This window comes from Bacillus sp. S2(2024) (assembly GCF_050474045.1).
Lineage (GTDB): Bacteria > Bacillota > Bacilli > Bacillales > Bacillaceae_G > Bacillus_A > Bacillus_A yunxiaonensis.
The window spans coordinates 4256025-4273199 of the sequence record NZ_JBFLUS010000003.1 but is presented as its reverse complement, the minus strand read 5'-3'; the positions used below and the strand labels follow the sequence as shown (position 1 = coordinate 4273199).

The window sequence follows — 17175 nt, the reverse complement described above, 5'->3', positions numbered from 1 at the left end:
ATATGATTCGTACAGAAGAAATGCTTTTAAATGTAGGGCCGCAGCATCCGAGTACGCACGGTGTATTTCGGCTCGTTATTAAAATTGACGGGGAGATCATTAAAGAAGCTACGCCTGTCATTGGATATTTGCACCGCGGCACAGAGAAAATTGCGGAAAGCTTGCAGTATACGCAAATTATTCCGTACACAGACAGAATGGATTATTTATCAGCGATGACAAATAACTACGTCATTTGTCACGCGGTTGAGACGATGATGGGATTAGAAATACCAGAGCGCGCTGAATATTTACGCGTACTTGCAATGGAGCTCGGGCGTGTGGCAAGTCACCTCGTTTGGTGGGGGACAAATTTACTTGATATCGGAGCGGTGAGTCCGTTCTTATATGCATTCCGCGAACGGGAGATGATTATTAACCTACTGAACGAATTATGCGGAGCTCGTTTAACATTTAACTATATGCGCGTTGGCGGGGTGAAGTGGGATGCCCCGGATGGCTGGATTGAAAAGGTGCGTGAGTTTGTTCCGTATATGAGAGAGCAGCTAAAGGGATATCACGACCTTGTGAGCGGCAATGAAATTTTCTTAAACCGCGTAAAGGGAGTCGGTATTTACTCGGCAGAGGATGCATTGCAATATTCATTAAGCGGAGCGAATCTGCGCTGCACTGGGGTTAAATGGGATCTTCGCAAAGACGAACCGTACTCGATTTATGACCGCTTTGACTTTGATGTTCCGGTGGGTAAGGTAGGCGATGCTTGGGATCGTTATATTTGCCGAATGGAGGAAATTGAAGAGTCGCTGAAAATCATTGAGCAAGCGGTAGAGCAGTTTCCAAAAGAAGGAGCCACTTTAGCGAAGGTACCGAAGATTATTAAAGCACCGAAAGGTGAGGCGTTCGTTCGAATTGAATCACCGCGCGGAGAGATTGGCTGTTACATTGCGAGCGATGGAAAGAAAGAGCCGTACCGCTTAAAGTTCCGCCGTCCATCCTTCTATAATCTACAAATCTTACCGAAGCTTTTGAAAGGCGAGAATATCGCAAACTTAATTACAATCTTAGGCGGCATTGATATTGTACTTGGGGAGGTTGATGGATGATGATACAAAACCTCTTAGCGTCACCCGCAAGCTGGACCAACTTTCTTATCTTTTTCGGATTAGCAACGCTACTATTGTTTGTCGTTCTTGGCTTTGTTACATATGGGATTTTAGCAGAGCGAAAAGTAATGGGATTTATGCAAGGGCGCATAGGGCCAAACCAAGTAGGCGGCCGTTTTGGGCTCCTGCAAACAGTAGCGGACGTATTAAAGCTTCTATTAAAAGAAGATACGATTCCGAAAGCTGCCGATAAACCACTCTTCATATTAGCACCTGTCATTGCGTTTGCGCCGGCATTTATGGTACTAGCGGTCATTCCGTTTACAGATAAATTGCAGTTTGCTGATATTGGCGTTGGCTTACTGTACTACATTGCAATCTCTGGTATTACCACAATTGGCGTTGTTACTGGGGGATGGGCGTCTAACAATAAATACTCCTTACTAGGAGGAATGCGCGCCGCAGCACAAATGATTTCCTATGAAATTCCACTGGTTATGAGCGTAATTGGAGTAGTTCTTCTAACAGGCAGCTTGAATTTAAATGAAATTGTCGAGGCGCAAAAAGGGGTTTGGTACATTTTCGTGCAGCCAGTTGGTTTTGTCGTATTCTTAATTGCAGCTGTTGCCGAATTGAACCGGACGCCGTTTGATTTACCGGAAGCTGAATCGGAACTTGTTTCTGGATATCATACGGAATATTCAGGATTCCGCTGGGCGTTCTTCATGCTCTCTGAGTACGTGTATTTCTTTGGAATGGCATCGCTTATGACGGTACTATTCTTAGGGGGCTGGCAGCCAATTCCGTTTCTATCGTTTATTCCAGGTGCCGTTTGGTTTGCGTTGAAATTTAGCGCTGTTGTGTTTCTGTTAATATGGTTCCGCGTGACGTTTCCGCGTATACGAGGCGATCAATTAATGGAGTTTGGCTGGAAAGTACTATTGCCAGTAGCGCTTGCAAATATTTTCTTAGCTGCATTTATAAAAGAATTGTTCTTCTAAACTAAAAAGGGGGGTAGGAGTACAATGAAAGGATTATTTAAAGGTTTAAAGTATACGCTTAGTAACTTAAGTAAGAAGAAAGTAACGTATGACTATCCAAATCAGCCACTACCACTTCCAGATCGCTTTCGCGGTATTCAAAAGTTTTATCCAGAAAAATGTATTGTCTGCAATCAATGCGCAAATATTTGCCCCACAGACTGTATTCAACTAACAGGGAAAAAGCATCCGGATCCAGAGAAGAAAGGGAAGATCATAGATACGTATGATATTAACTTTGAAATTTGTATTCTTTGTGATCTTTGTACAGAAGTTTGTCCGACAGAAGCAATTGTGATGACGAATAACTTTGAGCTGGCGGAATATTCGCGTGATGATTTATTTAAAAATTTACAGTGGCTGGATGAAAATGATCAAAACGTGAGAAGGGAGAATAAAGCATGAATGGCGAGTTAGTAGCATTTTTAGCATTAGGCCTGCTTGCGGTGATGGGCGGTGTACTTATGCTGAACTTAACGAAAGTGATGCATATGATGCTCGCTCTAGTGTTTACGTTCCTTAGTATTGCTGGGCTGTATTTTATGCTATCAGCAGAATTTGTCGGGGTTGTCCAAATTTTGATTTACTCCGGTGCGATTACGATCATTATGATTTTTGGCATTATGTTAACGAAGCATAATGATGAAGAAGAAATACGTTTTGGATGGCGGAAATTGTTTGTCTTTCTTGCAGTTGTGGTATTCGGTGCCGTGATGTATTTTGCAGTGAATAATGTGGATTTTGAGAATGGGCGTGTGCAAGATGGGATCGCACTTCATGAGCAAAATACACTTCAGGTTGGGAAATTGTTGTATTCGAAATATATAATACCGTTCGAACTAACATCTATTTTGTTACTTGTTGCACTTGTTGGCGCCATTGTACTTGCGAAGAAGGATGAGAAAGAGGGGGATTCGCATGAGTAGTATTCCAGCTTCTGCGTACCTGACGCTTGCAATTATACTGTTTTGCATCGGTTTATTTGGAGCATTAACGAAGCGTAATACAGTAATTGTATTAGTTTGCATTGAACTGATGCTGAACGCGGCGAATTTAAATTTAGTTGCCTTTAGTAAATTAGGGATGTTTCCAAATTTAAAGGGACAAATTTTTTCACTGTTTACAATGTCCGTCGCTGCAGCAGAAGCTGCGGTTGGCTTGGCAATTTTAATCGCTTTATACAGAAACCGCGCAACGGTGAATGCGGACGAAATGGATTCATTAAAGCATTAATGTTGTGACCGAAAAGGGGGGAGAAACTAATGATGGATTATGCATGGCTAATACCGCTTTTCCCGCTTGTATCTTTCGTTTTACTCGTGATGTTTGGCAAGAAGCTGAAAGAAGGAAGCAGCTTACTTGGCACCTTTCTCGTTTTTCTTTCATTTGCGGGCGCGGTACTTATATTAATAGAACGGCTATCGGCAGAAACCGTAAAACAGCAATGGACGTGGCTGCAAATCGGAGATGTGAACATTTCCTTCGGTTTTGAAGTAAATGCATTAAACGCATTGATGCTCTTTATTGTCACACTTGTGAGCTTGCTCGTTCATGTGTATTCGAAGGGGTATATGCACCGCGATGAAAGGTTCCATATTTTTTATGCATACTTAGGGTTATTTACGTTTGCGATGCTTGGGCTTGTGATCTCAACTAACTTATTACAGCTTTATATATTCTGGGAGTTAGTAGGGCTCGGCTCCTTCTTGCTAATTGGGTTCTATTTCTTTAAAGAAGAGGCAAAGGCAGCCGCAAAAAAGGCGTTTATTATGACGCGTATTGGAGATGTCGGCTTATTTATCGGGATGATTCTATTATTCTGGCAAGTTGGCAGCTTTGACTACGATGCAATTTTTAAGGCGGTACAAGCTGGAGAGATTTCAGGAACGATGATTACACTAACGGCGATTTTAATTTTTGTCGGCGCCATTGGGAAATCCGGTCAGTTTCCGCTGCATTCGTGGCTTCCAGATGCGATGGAAGGACCAACGCCAGTATCAGCGCTTATCCACGCAGCAACGATGGTTGCAGCTGGGGTATATTTAGTTGCTACCATGTTTCCGCTTTTCTCAGCGAGCGAAGCAGCGATGCAAACTGTGGCAATCGTTGGCGGCGTTACGGCAATCTTCGCGGCATCCATTGGTTTAGTACAAACAGATATTAAGCGTGTGTTAGCATATTCCACGGTGAGTCAGCTTGGTTATATGATGCTTGCACTAGGTTCAGCAGGATACGTGGCTGGTGTTTTTCATTTAACGACGCACGCATTCTTTAAGGCGTTATTATTCTTAGCAGCCGGAAGCGTCATTCATGCCGTACATACGCAAAACATCGAAGAAATGGGCGGCTTGTTTAAGAAGATGAAAATAACCGGCTCATTATTTTTAATTGGTACGCTTGCAATTAGCGGTGTCCCCCTATTTTCTGGATTCTTTAGTAAGGATGAAATTTTAGCGGCGACGTGGGAACGCGGCAATTACGTTTTATTTGTCCTTGCGGTGATCGCAGCTTTCTTTACTGCCTTCTATATGTTCCGTCTTTACTTCCTTGTCTTTACGGGAGAGGCGCGCGGGGAACAGAAAAATGTGCATGAATCTCCGGGCGTCATGACAGTGCCGATGATGGTTCTTGGTGTCTTGGCGATTGTAGCGGGCTATGTGAATACGCCTTGGTTCGGAACATTTCTTGGGGATTGGCTCACAAAAGATGCAGCGTTTCAGGTGAGGGAAGTTCATGGTCCGGCCTGGATCATGATTGTGGCAACGCTCGTTTCATTAGCAGGGATTTTCTTAGCGTATTTAATATATGGAAAACGCACAATTTCTCGTGATTGGATTGGCGGCGAGCAGACTCCAATGTACAGCTTGCTGAAGGAGAAATATTATATTGATGAATTGTATAGCGTAACAGTGCTTCCGCTCGTAAAAGGAATTGCCTATGTTTTGAATCTCTTTGAAACGTACATTGTCGAAGGGATTGCGAAGCTAATCGCTGGTGTTGTAAGAGGTGTGAGTGCAGCCCTCTCGAAATTGCAAAACGGGCAAGTACAAATGTACGGCACAGTTACAGCTATTTGTTTAGCTGCATTAGTAATGATTCTGCTATTGACAGGGGGGCATGGACAATGAATTCCTTTCTATTATCTTTCTTCATTTTCTCCCCGCTGTTATGTATCATACTGTTGGCATTTGTACCGAAGACGAAGGAGAGAGCGGCAAGGATTGTCGGTCTGCTTGGCACATTACTTCCCCTCGGTTCCGCGCTCTTTATCGCGAGTACATATGCATCGGGAAAAAGCTTAACGATGTTTGCTGAAAAGGTAAAGTGGATTCAATTTGGAAACTTTCCAGGTATAGAGAAAGAATTGTTTACGATCTATTATGAACTGGGTATTGATGGCTTCTCGCTCGTTATGATGCTTTTGACAGCATTGTTAGCAACATTAGCGGCCATTACGGCGTTTTCTATTACAAAGCATGTAAAAGGTTTCTACATGCTGCTGCTTATGCTTGAAATCGGAATGCTTGGTGTCTTCGCTGCGGAAAACTTGCTGCTGTTCTTCGTTTTCTTTGAAATTACATTGCCAGCTATGTTTTTACTCGTTGGTAAATGGGGTAAATTCAGCAGTGAAAAAGCAGCGTACAGCTATTTAATTTATAACGGCATTGGTTCTGCGATTTTGCTCATTGCCTTTTCAATTTTATTTGCAAGGGCAGGTACAACGAATATAGCAGAGCTGCAAGCCGTTTTAGTAAGAGGAAAATTAACAGCATTCGGTGAATTGCTGCCAGATTCCTTGCAAATTGGGCTATTTCTAGCCATTATGATTGCATTTATGATTAAACTTCCGGTCTTTCCGCTTCATCGCTGGATGGTAAACGTTCATGTTCAAGCGCACCCGGCAATTGTTATGCTGCATGCAGGTGTTCTTTTAAAGATTGGGGCATACGGGATTGTCCGCTTTGGAATGGGTCTTTTCCCAGAGCAGTTTGAAAAGTTTGCGTTTGTCTTAGGGATTTTAGGGGTGATCAACCTACTGTACGGTGCTATTCTAGCGCTTGTTCAAACAGATTTCCGGAAAGTTCTCGCATATTCAAGTATTTCACATATGGGAATTGTGCTGATCGGTTTATCCGCGCTGAACGCGGCGGGGATGAAGGGGGCATTGTTTCAAGTCGTTTCCCACGGTTTAATCGCGGCGTTGTTATTTTTCCTTCTTGGCATCATCGAGCAGCGCTTTGGTACTTCTGACATTACAAAACTTGGCGGCTTAGCGAAGCGAGTACCAATCCTTAGTGGTTTCTTATTGGCAGGAAGCATGGCTTCACTCGGACTTCCTGGAATGTCTGGGTTTGTGAGCGAATTTCTAGCGTTTCTTGGTTTGTTTCAAGCACATCCAATCTTAGCGGCGGCCGGAGCAATCGGCATAATTTTAACAGCGGTGTATGTACTTCGGGCAGTTATGCAAGTTACATTCGGAAAAAGGGAATGCGAAGCGAAAAGCGATATGCGTGGATTGGAGTATATTCCTGTTGTGATCTTGCTAGCGTGTATTCTCATTATTGGTATTCTGCCAGATGTACTTGGTGAACCGCTTCGCGATACATTACAATCGTTAGGGGGTAGATAGAAGATGGATATGAAAACATTACTAGGATTATCATGGCATTTAATGACGCCGGAGTTCATCCTCATTGGCGGTGCTATTCTTCTATCTCTTCTTGATCTGTTCGCGAAACAAACGTTTCATCGCCGGAATTTATCGTACGGAGCAATTGGAACTGTTATACTCGCACTTGTTGCGCTCGTTACTTTGTACGGTGCACCGGCCGGAGAGATTTTAGATGGATCATTTATACTAGACGGATTTTCAAAGGCATTTAAAACACTCTTATTGCTTGGCGGTCTTCTCGTTTTATTCATTGCAATGGGCGACGATGCCAAGCAGCCGATTGAAGACCTGGGAGAATATTATTACTTATTTTTAACGGCGCTTCTTGGTGCGATGGTTATGGCGTCTAGCAGCGATTTTATTACATTGTTCATCGGCCTTGAATTATTATCATTGTCTTCGTACATTTTAGTCGGCATTCGTAAGAACAATAAAGCTTCGAATGAGGCGGCAATGAAGTACGTAATTAATGGTGGTATTTCTACAGCAATCACGCTGTTTGGAATGAGTTATTTGTACGGACTGACGGGTTCAACAAATATTTTAGATATGCAGGGTTTGTTTATACAAGGAGTGAGCGGTGATATACAACTTTTGCTGGCACTTGCGTTTATCCTGCTCTTTGTCGGTTTGTCTTTTAAAATTGCGACCGTCCCATTTCACATGTGGGCGCCTGACGTGTATGAAGGAGCAGCAACGCCTGTTACAGCGTTGTTAGGAACAGTATCAAAAATTGCTGGATTTGTGATGATTATTCGCATTTTCTTAGTTATTTTCGCAGCAATTCCTGTTCAAAATGAAACAACATCACTATTAAGTAATATGGGCATCTATATTGCAGTTCTTGCTGGTATCACAATGATTATTGGAAATAGTGTTGCCTTAAAGCAGTACAATATAAAACGAATGCTTGCGTATTCAGGAGTGGCGCATGCTGGTTATTTACTTGTACCGTTCGTAGCGTTGTCACCATTCCTTATGGATAGCATGTGGTTTTACATGCTTGCTTATGTACTGATGAATATCGGAGCATTTGCGATTATTCACGGAATAATCTTACAAACGGGACAAGAAAATATATCTGCTTTTGCAGGTTTATATAAACGATCACCGTTTGCAGCGGTCATGATGACAATTTTTATGTTGTCACTTGCTGGTATTCCGGGGACAGCGGGATTTATTGGGAAGATTAACATCTTTTTAGGAGCCTTTATCGTCCAGCCGGCTCATTACGTACTAGCATCAATTATGATGGGGACAACGGTAATCTCGTTCGTCTATTATTTCCGCATTTTGCAGCAAATATTTTTCCGCCGCGCAGAAAGTGAAGAGCGTATCGTTCTTCCGGTTAACTTGAAAATAGTTGTAAGCCTTTGTGCAATTGCAACAGTCGTGCTTGGTATATTGCCAGCAATCGGATACCATTTCTTTTACGATTATTTTCCACTTATGAAGGATTTCTTCTTTGTTGGGAACGTGGTACAATAGTAAAAATTGAAAGTGTAGAGCATGTACTCTACACTTTTTATTTTGGTTATTTTTTGTTTACTATACAAGTAGTAAGTGGATGGAACCAATCGAGTTCATACGAGCAGTTATGCATCAGGATATGCGAAAATTACTGCCTGTTAGAGCGTGATAAAGTGAAACTATCTTTTGGGAACGATTTTTTTCCAAAAAGATTAGTTGAACCAATCGGGTTCATACGGGCAGTTATGCATCAAGATATACGAAAGTTACTGCCCGTTAGAGCGGGATGAAGGGGTCGATTTTCTATGGCGCAAATTTTAGGGCAACAAGCACTCATTGCGATTGTGTCGCATTTACTGTTTATTACCATTACGTGGTGGGCGCTGCAGGGCCTTCACGTAGAACGCCTGATGAAATCAGGAAAAGTACTGCAAATGAGAGTATTCATGATCCTTGTAACGATTGCCATCGGTGCATCTGTGAGTAACTTTTTCCTTGATTATTTAGGGTATTCAAAGAGCTTAACGTACCTTGTAAAGTAAAAAGTACAACGTATAGAACCATCCTTCTCCGTCAACAATGGGGACTAGGAGGGGATGAACGTGAAAAAGATGCAAGCCGTGCTTTTGATTGTTGTGAGTGCTGTTATATTTTTAGCTGGGTATAGAGAAATGAAACCTGTTAGCGATCAGGAAAAAATGGAAAGTATGATCGCAGCTTTAGAGAAACATGGTGCAGATGTTGAGCATTGGTCTTGGTTAGCGCGGGAAACAAAGACAATTTCAAATATACATACGTTTGAAGAGTTACTTAGTCAAATTAAGCAACGTGCAAATGTAGAAGAATGGAAAATTGAACACTCTAGGGACGGTTATAAAGCAACAGCACAAAAAAGTTTTTCTTCTCATGAAGAAAGGCTAGTAGTTACGTGGACAATGGAAAATACTAAAGAAAACACTTTCATTATATATGAAGTGAGCGGGGCAAATTGGGACCCAAAATATATTGATAAAACGAATAAAATTTTTAATACAAAACCAAAAATTTATACTTGTATTCAAGGTGCGCTCAGTGATAAGATTGAAGGTGTTTTGCAAGATAAAGCCAATGAAGTTTTGAAAGATCTTTCAGCAAGAATGATTGAAAAAGTAGAAGAAAGAGCATTTGTGTCAGTCTCCGCATATAATAAAAAATGGAATGACGCTCTTTCAACAAATAAAGAGAAAATCAATGTGCAAATAGCAATACGTTCTACGAACAACAAGAATACAATTGTGGTTGGCACACCGATCATAACTTCTGAGTATTGAATATATGTGAAAAAAGGACACGGAGGGGAATAACTTGGAAAAGATCATCGTCCGTGGCGGAAAGCGGTTGAACGGCACAGTGCGCGTAGAGGGCGCAAAAAACGCTGTATTACCTATAATCGCTGCAGCCCTATTAGCGAGTGATGGAAAGAATGTACTATCTGAAGTACCAGAACTTTCAGATGTATACACAATTAATGAAGTATTACGTCATTTGAATGCAGAAGTATCTTTTGCAAACAATGAGGTAACAATTGATGCATCCAAAGAACTAAACATCGAGGCACCATTTGAATATGTACGTAAGATGCGCGCGTCCGTTCTTGTAATGGGACCGCTTTTAGCACGTAATGGTCGTGCACGCATTGCGCTTCCTGGTGGTTGTGCAATCGGTTCACGTCCAATTGACCAACATTTAAAAGGCTTTGAAGCTATGGGAGCAAAAGTAAAAGTTGGTAACGGGTTTGTTGAAGCGTATGTAGACGGTAGATTAACAGGTGCGAAAATTTACTTAGATTTCCCGAGCGTAGGGGCAACAGAAAACATTATGTCTGCTGCTGTATTAGCAGAAGGGACAACAGTGCTTGAAAACGCAGCAAAAGAGCCAGAAATCGTAGACTTAGCGAACTTCTTAAACGCAATGGGCGCAAAAGTACGCGGCGCTGGAACTGGCACAATTCGTATTGAAGGTGTCGATAAATTATATGGTGCAAACCATTCAATTATTCCTGACCGCGTTGAAGCAGGAACATTTATGGTGGCAGCAGCAATTACAGGTGGAAACGTGTTAATTGAAAATGCTGTACCAGAACATTTACGCTCTATTACAGCGAAAATGGAAGAAATGGGCGTTACAATTATTGAGGAAAACGAAGGTGTACGCGTTATTGGCCCAGAGGAGTTAAAAGCGGCTGATATTAAAACGATGCCACACCCAGGATTCCCGACAGATATGCAATCACAAATGATGGCACTATTATTAAAAGCGAACGGCACAAGCATGATTACGGAAACAGTATTCGAAAACCGCTTCATGCATGTGGAAGAATTCCGCCGTATGAATGCAGATATTAAAATCGAAGGCCGTTCTGTAATTATGAATGGACCAGGTAACCTGCAAGGTGCTGAAGTAGCAGCAACAGATTTACGTGCTGCAGCAGCATTAATCTTAGCTGGTTTAGTATCTGAAGGTCATACGCGCGTAACAGAATTAAAACATCTTGACCGCGGATATGTAAATTTCCATGGCAAGTTAGCTGCATTAGGTGCAGATATTGAACGTGTAACTGAACAAGTGCAAGAAGTAGCAGAACAACAAGTATCTGATCTTCACGCTTAATAGGGATAGCTTCTATGCTTTGGCATGGAAGCTATTTTTTTATGTATTGTTACTGTTATAGTCAGAAAACAGAATATTTATGCCTGTTTCATTGCAAATATTCTAAAAATTTAATTTTGCGTCATGTTAGGAAGAAGAAAAAGAACTTGTTCTAAATGCTTGTCTTACTCCATAAGAATGAAATGAGTCTAATTTCATAGTGGAGGAAAGCAATGAAAACTACGAAACCAATTATGGTCATCGTAACGCTATTAGTAGCGTTAGTGATTATCGTACCAAGCATGCTTGTTTTTCCGTTTGCAAAAGCGAAAGAGGAAAAGCATAATACGCCTTCTGCTCCTCCAGCAGCGCAAAGTGCGCAAGCTCCTTCTCCTACAAAAACAAATGTGCAAGTATCTGTGTATCGCAGCAAACAAAAGAAGGTTGAAACTGTTGGAATTGAAGACTATGTTGCCGGAGTTGTCGCTGCAGAAATGCCAGCAAGTTTTGAAATAGAAGCATTAAAAGCACAGGCATTAGCGGCACGTACATTCGTTGTGAAGCGGATGTTAAGCGGGCAAAAGCTTCAAAATAAAGCAGACGTAACAGATACAGTAGACAATCAAGTGTACAGAAATAAAGAAGAGCTAAAAGAACAATGGGGAAAAGAGTATGAAGGCAAAATGCAGCGTATTGAAGAAGCGGTATCGAAAACAGCCGGACAAGTTTTAACGTATGAAGGGAGTCCTATTACAGCGTCATTCTTCTCGACAAGTAATGGCTATACAGAAAATGCCGTAGATTATTGGGGCAGCGACTATCCATACTTAAAAAGTGTAAGTAGTCCGTGGGATCAACAAGCACCAAAAGAACAAACCTTTACTGTTGCTGACTTTCAAAAGCGCCTTGGCGTGAAAGTATTAGCAAATGGTAATGTTGGCAACATTAAAGAACGTACAGAAGGAAAGCGCGTAAAGGAAGTTGAATTTCAAGGGAAAATGTTAACGGGAAGAGACGTGCGAGATAAGTTAGGTTTACGTTCTTCTGACTTTACGTGGAAGCAGCAAGGAGACCAAGTTATTGTCACAACGAAAGGCTATGGTCACGGCGTTGGGATGAGTCAATATGGTGCCAATGGAATGGCAAAGGAAGGTAAGACATATACAGATATTGTCGAACATTATTATAAAGGCGTGGCAATTTCAGCATTGAATCAGTATGAGGGAAAATTAACGGCGAAGAAGTAAAAGCATAGCGCAGAAGCGTTATGCTTTTTTCGTGCGTGACTGAGGAGTTCTAATTTTGTTGAACGGTCTTTAGATGGTATCGAAGCGCCGATAAGTGATGTAAAATCCGCATAAAAGAATCATAATTTTCCAAATGATGTTTGATATAATGGAATAAAAAACCAAAGTAGAGGTGAGAGGATGGCGTTATTAGAACTGAACCAATTGGCAAAGACAAATGTTTTGCCATCTATTCAGTTAGAAATTGAGAATGGGCAGTGTGTTGTGCTGCAATGCAATAATCATATTGGTAAAACGCTGCACCGCATTATTATGGGAGAAGAAGAAGCGTCGACGGGGACAGTATTATTTGATGGACAGCCGCTTGGGAAACATTCTTTTTCTCGAATCGGTTTTTGTTTTTTAGATGATGAGGCGTACGAACGACTCACGGTAAAAGATTACTTTACTTTTTTGCGAGGATTGTATGGTAATGGCTTATCGGTAGATGAAGTTGTCCAGTTTGTGGGCCTTTTGGATAAAAAAGAGGTAAGAATAAGGGAGTTAACCTTTTCTGAAAAACGCCGCCTTCATATTGGGAGAAGTATGGTACATAATCCGGAGCTTGTTATTTTGGAAGAACCGGAACAAAACGTAGATATTGAAAGTACAATTATTATTCGAAATGTCATTACGAAGTTAAAAGAACAGGGAAAAGCTGTTTTTATTACTTCTGCCTTTCTTTCAGATGCTTTATCTTTAACGGAGGACGTGTACGTATTACATCCAGATGGCGTGAAAAAAGTGGAAATTGAACAAGAAGAACAGATAGAGGCTGAAGACGAAAGGGTAATCGAAATGATTCCGCAAATGAAATTAGAACGCGTCCCGGCAAAAGTAAACGATAAAATTATTTTATTAGATCCAATGGAAATGCAATTTATTGAAACACAAAATGGAATTACACATATTCATGTGCGTGATGGTGATTTTACTTGTGCACTTACGTTAAGTGAATTAGAGGAGCGACTAAAAGGCTTCGGATTCTTCAGGTGTCATCGCTCTTACCTTGTGAACTTACAACGTGTACGAGAAGTGATTACATGGACGCGAAACAGCTACAGTTTAATCCTTGATGATGAACGAAAAACATCAATTCCGCTGTCGAAAGGAAGAATGGATGAATTGAAAGATGTAATTGGATTGTAAATGTATGTTGCGTTAACCCCCGATATTACTTCACTCGCCTCTTATGGTGTTTCAATGAGCCGAAATTATGCGCCATTCGCCGGTAAAAATACTCCTTTTACCGGTATTTTACTGCAAGGCCCTTTTGTTTTTCATATGATTGACTCAAGAAAGGCGTAAACAAACAAGCGGAGGCGGCTAGCCAGTCGCCAAAGCGCATTTTATCTATAAATGAAAAGCAAAGGGGATGACGAAATGACGTTGGCAATTGAAATGAAAGATGTGATGAAAAACTTCGATAGCAAAACAGCGCTTCGGAATGTAAATATTGAAGTAAAGAAAGGAGAAATCTTCGGGTTTCTTGGTCCGAGTGGATCTGGAAAAACAACAACTGTAAAAATATTAACTGCACAGTTACTTCATAGTGTAGGGACGGTAAAAGTGCTAGGACAAGATATTACAGGGCCAGGCAGCATTGATTATAAACGAATTGGTATTTTAACAGATAACAGCGGTTTATATGAAAGACTTAGCATTTATGATAACTTACTATTATTTTGTGACTTATACGATTGTAAAAAAGAACGAATCGATGAAGTATTAGCACAAGTGAACTTATTAGATGATAAAAAGACGCAAGTGAAAAAGCTCTCAAAAGGAATGAAGCAGCGCGTGACGCTAGCGAGGGCCATTTTGCATAAACCGGATATTCTTTTCTTAGATGAACCAACATCAGCGCTTGATCCGGTGAATGTTCAAAACATTCATAATGTCTTAAGGGATTTAAATAAAGAAGGAACGACAATCTTCTTAACGACTCACAATATGGATGAAGCAGAAACACTTTGCGGCCGCATCGCGTTCTTATGCGGCGGGGAAATTGTCGCACTGGATACGCCAGAAAACTTACGACTGCAATATGCGAAAGATAAAATTGAAGTTGTGTTAAAAGATAAGAAAAAAGAAACAGTGCAAAAAGATGAATTAGGCGCAAAACGTATTTCAGAATGGATGAAAAAAGGTGAATTATTATCAATTCATTCTTATGAGCCGACGTTAGGGGACATTTTTATTGAAGTAACTGGGAGGGGATTATGATGACATTTTCCATGAAGAGGTTTTCGGCGATTGTTCGGAAGGAAATATATGATGCAGGGAAGAATTCACAAGTTTTAATTATGGCGCTGCTGCCAATTCTACTCTCTCTTTTCTATAGCAATATGGGTTCACAGAAAGAGTTTTTAGCTAGTTTTACGATTTCAATGACGCTTACAATGGTAGGGTGTTATGTGCAAGCTATTATTATTGCTGAAGAAAAGGAAAAGCATACATTACGTGTCTTGATGTTATCACCAGCAAATCCATTGGAAGTTATTTTAGGGAAAAGTATATTAACGATAGTATTCGTCATAGCAGCAAGCTTTGTTAGTTTATTAATTTTAGGAACTTTAAAAGGAAACATTGGAATGTTAGTTCTAATTATTCTATTTGGTACATTGTTATGTATTGTATTAGGTACAATTGTTGGGCTATTATCACAAAATATTGCACAGACATCCATTATAGGTCTGCCGGTATTCTTATTGTTTATGATGGGACCGATGTTACAAGGGTTTGTAAAAAATGAAGTTGTAATAAAAACGGTTAGGCTTCTTCCGACAAATCATATTACAGAGGGTCTCGATAAAGCAATGCGTGGAAAGGAATTCTTCGCTATTCAAGAACATTTAATTAATAACGCTATTTGGATGGCAGCGCTGATGGTGATTTGCTTCTTCGTCTACAAAAAGAAACAACTAGACTAAAAAACTGAGCATTTTGGCTCAGTTTTTTCTTTTTTTTATCATTTCCTCGGAAATTTTGTAATTCGGATGCATATTTTTACAAATTTTGTCGAAAAGTAATCAGTTATAGATTGTATAGGATGGATGAATCTTGTTCAGAATGATTGCTGAGGTGATGATAGAATGAGAGAGAGGGAAAACAATAAGTCTTCTCGAAAAGTAGTACATTTATTTCAAAAGCGTTGGGTATTCCCGACACTATACATTGTCTGTGCAGCGGTAATTTTAACAGTTGCATTATGGTATCAGGCAACGAATACGAAAAAGACGCCTGATAAAAATCAAGCAACGCCGCAAAACGTAAGCGAAATTCCTACAATGCCAGTTACAAAATCTTCAGAAGTCGTGAAAATGCCAGCTGCAAATGCAGCAGACGTTGTTGTAAAGAAGAAGTTTTACGAAGATAAAGCAGCAGCCGAAGAGCAAGAACAAGCACTTGTCTTTTATAACAACACATACTCTGCGAATAAAGGAATTGATATCGCAGCAAAAAATGGGAAAGAATTTGATGTCACAGCGGCATTAAGCGGTACGGTTACAAAAGCGGAAAAAGATCCACTTCTTGGCTATGTTGTAACAGTTGACAGCGGCAATGGCGTTACAACGTTTTATCAAAGCTTAGGCAGTGCAAAAGTGGAAAAAGGCGCGAAAATCAATCAAGGTGAAGTGTTAGGAAAAGCAGGGCAAAGTGAAATGAACAAAGAAGCAGGCTATCACGTTCATTTCGAAGTTCGTAAAGACAACATTGCAGTAAACCCAGAGAATTACTTCGACAAGTCTATTGCGGATATTAAAGTTGAAAAGCAAGAAAAGAAAAAAGAAGAAAAATCAACAAACGGCGCAACTGATGATAAGCAAAAAGAAGAGAAATCAACAAACGGCGCAACGAATGATAAGCAAAAAGACGAGAAGTCAACAAACGGCTCAGCTGATGACAAGCAAAAAGAAGAAAAATCAACAAACGGCTCAGCTAATGACAAGCAAAAAGAAGATAAGTCTACAAATAGCTCATCAAGTCAAGATGATAGCTCTTCTGCTGACCAAGGAGAGTAATATACGAAACCATCAGCCCTCTATACGAGGATTGATGGTTTTATTTTTATATAAAAATAATTAATATCTTTAAAAAACCTGTAACAGCAAGGAAATTGGACAGAATTCTCGAATATATATTACTAAAAGGAGGGGATTACTGTGTCATTGCTATTTGTTCTGTCGATTGCACTTATTTTATTGTTTGTTTTATTTTCATTATATTATTTAATTACGAGCAAAAGAGAAGTCCCCCGTCAAAGCCTTTGGGAAGAAAATATAGATCAAGAAGAATGATGCTTTCATAAGGCGTCATTTTTTTTGCCCCTTAAAGGGCCTATATAGGAAGAAAAACTTTCATTTTCACAGATTTCTCATGAAAAAATGTAATTTTTGTCAATGTAGTCCGCAAAAATACAGAACTTGTAGCATATAAATACAATGCGGGCAATAGAATGGTATAAACCAAAGCAAAGAGAGTGTTTGAGGTGAGAAATCGTGAATCATTTTATTATAAATCCCAGGAAGTATAACGCTTACAAACAGCATTCGAACGTACAGCCTAGTCATATGCAGCGAGTCTCATTTCACCCTTCTCACATCCAATTTAGGGAGGCGAGTGGTGTGCACGATTACATCAAAGAGAGAACAATCAAGATTGGGAAGTATATCGTGGAGACAAGAAAAACAGTTCGTGTGATTGCAAAGGAATTTGGTGTATCAAAAAGTACTGTGCATAAAGATTTAACAGAACGCTTACCAGAAATTAATCCAGAGCTCGCAAATGAAGTGAAGGAAATTCTTGATTATCATAAGTCAATTCGCCACCTCCGCGGCGGCGAAGCAACGAAGCAAAAGTATCAAAAAGAGGATACAGAAAAAATCGTGCGTCAATAATCTGACAATCAGCAAACATTCCTAATAAAAGGTGAAAAAATTCGGTAGAATTCATTTCTTCAATATTACGTTTCT

The 17175-nt window shown here is 40.4% G+C and carries 18 protein-coding genes; all 18 read left to right on the top strand.

All coding sequences use genetic code 11. The annotated features are described in order from the left end of the window. Positions 1-2: 2 nt before the first annotated feature. A complete protein-coding gene (nuoD, locus tag AB1284_RS21700; RefSeq protein WP_429753036.1) occupies positions 3-1103 on the top strand; it encodes an NADH-quinone oxidoreductase subunit NuoD in 1101 nt (366 codons plus the stop codon). Next, positions 1103-2104, top strand: a complete 1002-nt coding sequence (nuoH, locus tag AB1284_RS21695; RefSeq protein WP_336482508.1) for an NADH-quinone oxidoreductase subunit NuoH — start codon at positions 1103-1105, stop codon at positions 2102-2104. Before nuoD ends, nuoH begins: the two co-directional genes overlap by 1 nt. Positions 2105-2128: 24 nt before the next feature. Beyond that, a complete protein-coding gene (gene nuoI / locus AB1284_RS21690; RefSeq protein ID WP_336482189.1) occupies positions 2129-2548 on the top strand; it encodes an NADH-quinone oxidoreductase subunit NuoI in 420 nt (139 codons plus the stop codon). Next, entirely contained in the window at positions 2545-3069 is a 525-nt protein-coding gene (locus AB1284_RS21685) for an NADH-quinone oxidoreductase subunit J (protein WP_429753037.1), read from the top strand. Before nuoI ends, AB1284_RS21685 begins: the two co-directional genes overlap by 4 nt. Further along, positions 3062-3376, top strand: a complete 315-nt coding sequence (nuoK, locus tag AB1284_RS21680) for an NADH-quinone oxidoreductase subunit NuoK (RefSeq protein WP_429753038.1) — start codon at positions 3062-3064, stop codon at positions 3374-3376. The genes AB1284_RS21685 and nuoK overlap by 8 nt, the downstream gene beginning before the upstream one ends. A 29-nt stretch (positions 3377-3405) precedes the next feature. Beyond that, positions 3406-5271, top strand: a complete 1866-nt coding sequence (gene nuoL / locus AB1284_RS21675; RefSeq protein WP_429753039.1) for an NADH-quinone oxidoreductase subunit L — start codon at positions 3406-3408, stop codon at positions 5269-5271. Continuing rightward, the gene (locus AB1284_RS21670) at positions 5268-6773 is read left to right on the top strand and encodes an NADH-quinone oxidoreductase subunit M (protein WP_429753040.1); all 1506 of its coding nucleotides are present in this window, start codon (positions 5268-5270) and stop codon (positions 6771-6773) included. The genes nuoL and AB1284_RS21670 overlap by 4 nt, the downstream gene beginning before the upstream one ends. A gap of 9 nt (positions 6774-6782) precedes the next feature. Beyond that, a complete protein-coding gene (nuoN, locus tag AB1284_RS21665; protein ID WP_429754397.1) occupies positions 6783-8303 on the top strand; it encodes an NADH-quinone oxidoreductase subunit NuoN in 1521 nt (506 codons plus the stop codon). A 287-nt stretch (positions 8304-8590) separates the two neighbouring features. Continuing rightward, complete coding sequence (locus AB1284_RS21660; RefSeq protein ID WP_336482194.1) at positions 8591-8827, top strand: DUF1146 family protein; 237 nt, start codon at positions 8591-8593, stop codon at positions 8825-8827. 69 nt (positions 8828-8896) lie between these two features. After that, positions 8897-9595, top strand: coding sequence for a YwmB family TATA-box binding protein (locus AB1284_RS21655; RefSeq protein ID WP_429754398.1), 699 nt, complete (start codon positions 8897-8899; stop codon positions 9593-9595). A gap of 34 nt (positions 9596-9629) precedes the next feature. Then, a complete protein-coding gene (gene murA / locus AB1284_RS21650; protein WP_429753041.1) occupies positions 9630-10934 on the top strand; it encodes a UDP-N-acetylglucosamine 1-carboxyvinyltransferase in 1305 nt (434 codons plus the stop codon). Between the two features lie 212 nt (positions 10935-11146). Next, complete coding sequence (gene spoIID, locus AB1284_RS21645) at positions 11147-12160, top strand: stage II sporulation protein D (RefSeq protein WP_429753042.1); 1014 nt, start codon at positions 11147-11149, stop codon at positions 12158-12160. 180 nt (positions 12161-12340) lie between these two features. Next, positions 12341-13348 (top strand): LytTR family transcriptional regulator DNA-binding domain-containing protein, encoded by a 1008-nt coding sequence (locus AB1284_RS21640; protein ID WP_429753043.1) that lies wholly within the window; start codon positions 12341-12343, stop codon positions 13346-13348. Between the two features lie 234 nt (positions 13349-13582). Next, a complete protein-coding gene (locus AB1284_RS21635) occupies positions 13583-14425 on the top strand; it encodes an ATP-binding cassette domain-containing protein (RefSeq protein WP_429753044.1) in 843 nt (280 codons plus the stop codon). Then, positions 14425-15132: an ABC transporter permease gene (locus tag AB1284_RS21630; RefSeq protein ID WP_429754399.1), complete on the top strand. Its 708-nt coding sequence runs from the start codon at positions 14425-14427 to the stop codon at positions 15130-15132. The genes AB1284_RS21635 and AB1284_RS21630 overlap by 1 nt, the downstream gene beginning before the upstream one ends. Before the next feature lie 162 nt (positions 15133-15294). After that, positions 15295-16224, top strand: a complete 930-nt coding sequence (locus tag AB1284_RS21625; protein WP_429753045.1) for a peptidoglycan DD-metalloendopeptidase family protein — start codon at positions 15295-15297, stop codon at positions 16222-16224. Positions 16225-16365: 141 nt separating this feature from the next. Further along, entirely contained in the window at positions 16366-16500 is a 135-nt protein-coding gene (locus AB1284_RS21620) for an ABC transporter ATP-binding protein (protein WP_195933967.1), read from the top strand. A 327-nt stretch (positions 16501-16827) separates the two neighbouring features. Continuing rightward, complete coding sequence (gene spoIIID / locus AB1284_RS21615; protein ID WP_020061467.1) at positions 16828-17100, top strand: sporulation transcriptional regulator SpoIIID; 273 nt, start codon at positions 16828-16830, stop codon at positions 17098-17100. The last annotated feature ends 75 nt before the right edge of the window (positions 17101-17175 follow it).

Coding starts and splice junctions, on each gene's coding strand:
- AB1284_RS21655 (WP_429754398.1), top strand. CDS start 8,897: ATGCAAGCCGTGCTTTTGATTGTTGTGAGTGCTGTTATATTTTTAGCT.
- nuoL (WP_429753039.1), top strand. CDS start 3,406: ATGATGGATTATGCATGGCTAATACCGCTTTTCCCGCTTGTATCTTTC.
- nuoI (WP_336482189.1), top strand. CDS start 2,129: ATGAAAGGATTATTTAAAGGTTTAAAGTATACGCTTAGTAACTTAAGT.
- nuoN (WP_429754397.1), top strand. CDS start 6,783: ATGAAAACATTACTAGGATTATCATGGCATTTAATGACGCCGGAGTTC.
- AB1284_RS21640 (WP_429753043.1), top strand. CDS start 12,341: ATGGCGTTATTAGAACTGAACCAATTGGCAAAGACAAATGTTTTGCCA.
- AB1284_RS21685 (WP_429753037.1), top strand. CDS start 2,545: ATGAATGGCGAGTTAGTAGCATTTTTAGCATTAGGCCTGCTTGCGGTG.
- nuoD (WP_429753036.1), top strand. CDS start 3: ATGATTCGTACAGAAGAAATGCTTTTAAATGTAGGGCCGCAGCATCCG.
- AB1284_RS21670 (WP_429753040.1), top strand. CDS start 5,268: ATGAATTCCTTTCTATTATCTTTCTTCATTTTCTCCCCGCTGTTATGT.
- AB1284_RS21625 (WP_429753045.1), top strand. CDS start 15,295: ATGAGAGAGAGGGAAAACAATAAGTCTTCTCGAAAAGTAGTACATTTA.
- AB1284_RS21660 (WP_336482194.1), top strand. CDS start 8,591: ATGGCGCAAATTTTAGGGCAACAAGCACTCATTGCGATTGTGTCGCAT.
- AB1284_RS21635 (WP_429753044.1), top strand. CDS start 13,583: ATGACGTTGGCAATTGAAATGAAAGATGTGATGAAAAACTTCGATAGC.
- nuoK (WP_429753038.1), top strand. CDS start 3,062: ATGAGTAGTATTCCAGCTTCTGCGTACCTGACGCTTGCAATTATACTG.
- nuoH (WP_336482508.1), top strand. CDS start 1,103: ATGATACAAAACCTCTTAGCGTCACCCGCAAGCTGGACCAACTTTCTT.
- AB1284_RS21630 (WP_429754399.1), top strand. CDS start 14,425: ATGACATTTTCCATGAAGAGGTTTTCGGCGATTGTTCGGAAGGAAATA.
- spoIID (WP_429753042.1), top strand. CDS start 11,147: ATGAAAACTACGAAACCAATTATGGTCATCGTAACGCTATTAGTAGCG.